Genomic DNA, 2,889 nt, shown 5'->3' with positions numbered 1-2,889 from the left:
GGGCTGAGGTGACCGAGATTCTGAAAAAAGCCCCGGGAGATACGACCACTCGCCGCCCGCGCGTGATGCCGGATGTGACCAAGGCGATAGCCTCTGACATCTTCTCCGGGCGCTATCCGGCCGGCTCCTCCTTGCCGACCGAAAACGAGCTCGGCGTCGAGTATGGCGTCAGCCGCACCGTGATCCGCGAAGCCCTGAAGGTGCTGGCCGCCAAAGGGCTGGTGCTGTCGCGGCCACGCATCGGCACGATCGTCTGCAACGAGGACGACTGGAACATCATCGACCCGCAGGTGCTCGCCTGGCACGCGCCGCACGCGCTGGACGACAAGCTCTTCGACGCCATCCTCGAAACGCGCCGCGCCATCGAACCGCTGGTCGCAGAACTCGCCGCCACCCGCGCGACGCTGCAGGAAATCGCCGATCTCGAAGCGGCATGGCGAGGCATGGCCGGCGCTGGCGAGGACCTCGCCGCCTTCTCGCGCAGCGACATCGCTTTCCACCAGATCGTCTATGCCGCGAGCCACAACCCGATCTTTCGCCAGATCGGTAATCTCATCGACACCGGGCTGAAATTCTCGCTCGAGGCGACGGCGGTGATTTCGCTCGACCGGCGCATGGAGGCCGTGGCGGCGCACCGCGAGGTGGTCGAGGCGCTGCGCATGCGCAATGCCGAGGCGGCACGCGGGGCGGCAAACAAGATCCTCGACCTCGCGGCGCGCGACCTCGGCAGCGCCAAGAAACTCAAGAGCAACTGAGACTGCGCATGAAAATCATCTCGCTCACCACCTACATCGTTCCGCCGCGCTGGCTGTTCCTGAAAATCGAGACCGATGCCGGCGTCACCGGCTGGGGCGAGCCGGTCGTCGAGGGCCGGGCACTGACCGTCGAGGCAGCGGTCAAGGAGCTTGGCGATTACCTCATCGGCAAGGATCCCCGCCTGATCGAGGACCACTGGACGGTGATGCACCGCGGCGGCTTCTACCGTGGCGGGCCGATCCTGATGAGCGCCATTGCGGGCATCGACCAGGCACTGTGGGATATCAAGGGCAAGGCGCTCGGCGTGCCTGTGCATGAATTGCTCGGCGGCAAGCTGCGCGACACGATCAAGGTCTATTCCTGGATCGGCGGGGACCGGCCGGCGGAAGTCGCGGCGGGTGCCCGGGAAATGGTTGCGCGCGGTTTCCTGGCGTTGAAGATGAACGGTACCGAGGAGTTGCAGATCGTCGACAGCCACGACAAGATCGATGCCGCTGTCGAACGCGTCGCCATGGTGCGCGAGGCCGTGGGGCCCAACATCGGCATCGCCGTCGATTTTCACGGCCGCGTGCACCGGCCGATGGCGCGCGCCCTGGTCAAGGAGCTGGAGCCCTACAGGCTGATGTTCATCGAGGAGCCGGTGCTCAGCGAAAACCGCGAGGCGCTGAAGGAGATCGCCGCGCTTGGCTCGACGCCGATTGCGCTCGGTGAGCGGCTCTACAGCCGCTGGGACTTCAAGTCGGTGTTCGAGGAAGGTGTCGTCGATATCATCCAGCCAGACCTGTCGCATGCCGGCGGCATCACCGAATGCCGCAAGATCGCGGCGATGGCGGAAGCCTATGATGTGGCCGTGGCGCCGCACTGCCCGCTCGGGCCGATCGCGCTTGCTGCGTGCCTGCAGCTCGACGCGGTCAGCTACAACTGCTTCATCCAGGAGCAGAGCCTCGGCATCCACTACAATGCCGCCAACGACCTGCTCGACTATGCCGCCAACAAGGATGTCTTCCGCTACGAGGATGGTTATGTCGCCATTCCCGACGGACCGGGACTGGGTGTCGAGATCGACGAGGACTATGTCAAGGAACGCGCCAAGGAAGGCCATCGCTGGCGCAATCCGGTCTGGCGCCACAAGGACGGCTCCTTCGCCGAGTGGTGATCGGGCTGCCTTTCAGTCTCTAAGCGCTCCATGAACAGTGAGGACTTTGTCCGGCGAGCCATCGCTCTCAAGAAATGGCTCGTTCGTTCCGTTGATGGAGGCGCTTTCAGCGGCGTTGCCTGAACTGGCCACCAAGCGCAACGGCCGCAGTGCGGCACATTCATCGGCTGCGAATTGCAGAGGAACTGTTTGGTGGAGCCAATCGGGATCGAACCGACGACCTCTTGAATGCCATTCAAGCGCTCTCCCAACTGAGCTATGGCCCCACTTCCGGCAGTCAACCGGCGCCGTTTCCGGCGAAGAGATCCGGCGCGGGTTGGAGACCACGCCGTTAGTGCAGGCGGCTTCTAACCCCGCCCTTCTCAGATATCAAGCCTTCGATAGCCGCTTTTTCTTCACAGGCCACGAAAGCCCGCAAACGCCCGCTTTCAAGGCCGATCAGACCTCGTCGTCGTCGTCTCCGACGCCGATCATGTCGGCGACGTCGTCGTCTTCTTCCTCTTCGTCGGCAAGGAAAGTGTCATCTTCGTCGTCGCCGAGATCGACGTCGTCCTCATCGTCGCCAAGATCCGGCAGGTCGTCGCCCTTGACGTCCTCATCAGCCTCTTCGAGCGAGACGACCTCAACGCCTTCTTCTTCCTCGGCGTCCACTTCCTTCTCGGCCACTTCCTCTTCCTCCTCGAGAGCGGCAATCTTGCCTTCCTCGAAATAGGAACGCGGATAGGTCTTGCCGGTGTAGGGCGAGACGATCGGGTCCTTGTTCAGGTCGTAGAATTTTCGGCCCGTCTCCGGGTCGATACGTTTTGTGCCAAGTTCGGTTTTTGCCACGGCAAGCCTCGTCAATAAAAGAGTGGTCCCCTTAACCACAGTTTGCAGCGCTGTCAAAGCGAAAAGCCGGCGTCACAAAACCATGCATTGAAAGGCCTCGCATCAAGTGACGACCATGGGGATGACCATTTCGCCCCACCGTGACTGTC

The 2,889-nt window shown here is 62.7% G+C and carries 3 protein-coding genes and 1 tRNA gene; 2 read left to right on the top strand and 2 right to left on the bottom strand.

What is annotated here, in order from left to right; all coding sequences use genetic code 11:
* Nucleotides 1–65 precede the first annotated feature (65 nt).
* Both EN906_RS29410 and dgoD read left to right on the top strand, forming a co-directional pair.
* Nucleotides 66–755 carry a FadR/GntR family transcriptional regulator gene (locus EN906_RS29410; RefSeq protein ID WP_245484354.1) on the top strand — a complete coding sequence of 230 codons (690 nt, stop codon included), beginning with the start codon at nt 66–68 and terminating at the stop codon, nt 753–755.
* Nucleotides 756–763: 8 nt separating this feature from the next.
* Nucleotides 764–1,912: a galactonate dehydratase gene (dgoD, locus tag EN906_RS29405; RefSeq protein ID WP_127267760.1), complete on the top strand. Its 1,149-nt coding sequence runs from the start codon at nt 764–766 to the stop codon at nt 1,910–1,912.
* Between the two features lie 190 nt (nt 1,913–2,102).
* On the opposite strand, the gene EN906_RS29400 is transcribed toward dgoD, so the two are convergent.
* Together EN906_RS29400 and EN906_RS29395 are read right to left on the bottom strand one after the other, a co-directional pair.
* Nucleotides 2,103–2,178, bottom strand: a tRNA-Ala gene (locus EN906_RS29400).
* Nucleotides 2,179–2,350: 172 nt separating this feature from the next.
* The gene (locus EN906_RS29395; RefSeq protein ID WP_013528180.1) at nt 2,351–2,740 is read right to left on the bottom strand and encodes a TIGR02300 family protein; all 390 of its coding nucleotides are present in this window, start codon (nt 2,738–2,740) and stop codon (nt 2,351–2,353) included.
* Nucleotides 2,741–2,889 lie beyond the last annotated feature (149 nt).

This window comes from Mesorhizobium sp. M7A.F.Ca.CA.004.06.1.1, assembly GCF_003999135.1.
GTDB lineage: Bacteria > Pseudomonadota > Alphaproteobacteria > Rhizobiales > Rhizobiaceae > Mesorhizobium.
This window is presented reverse-complemented; position numbering and strand designations above follow the sequence as displayed.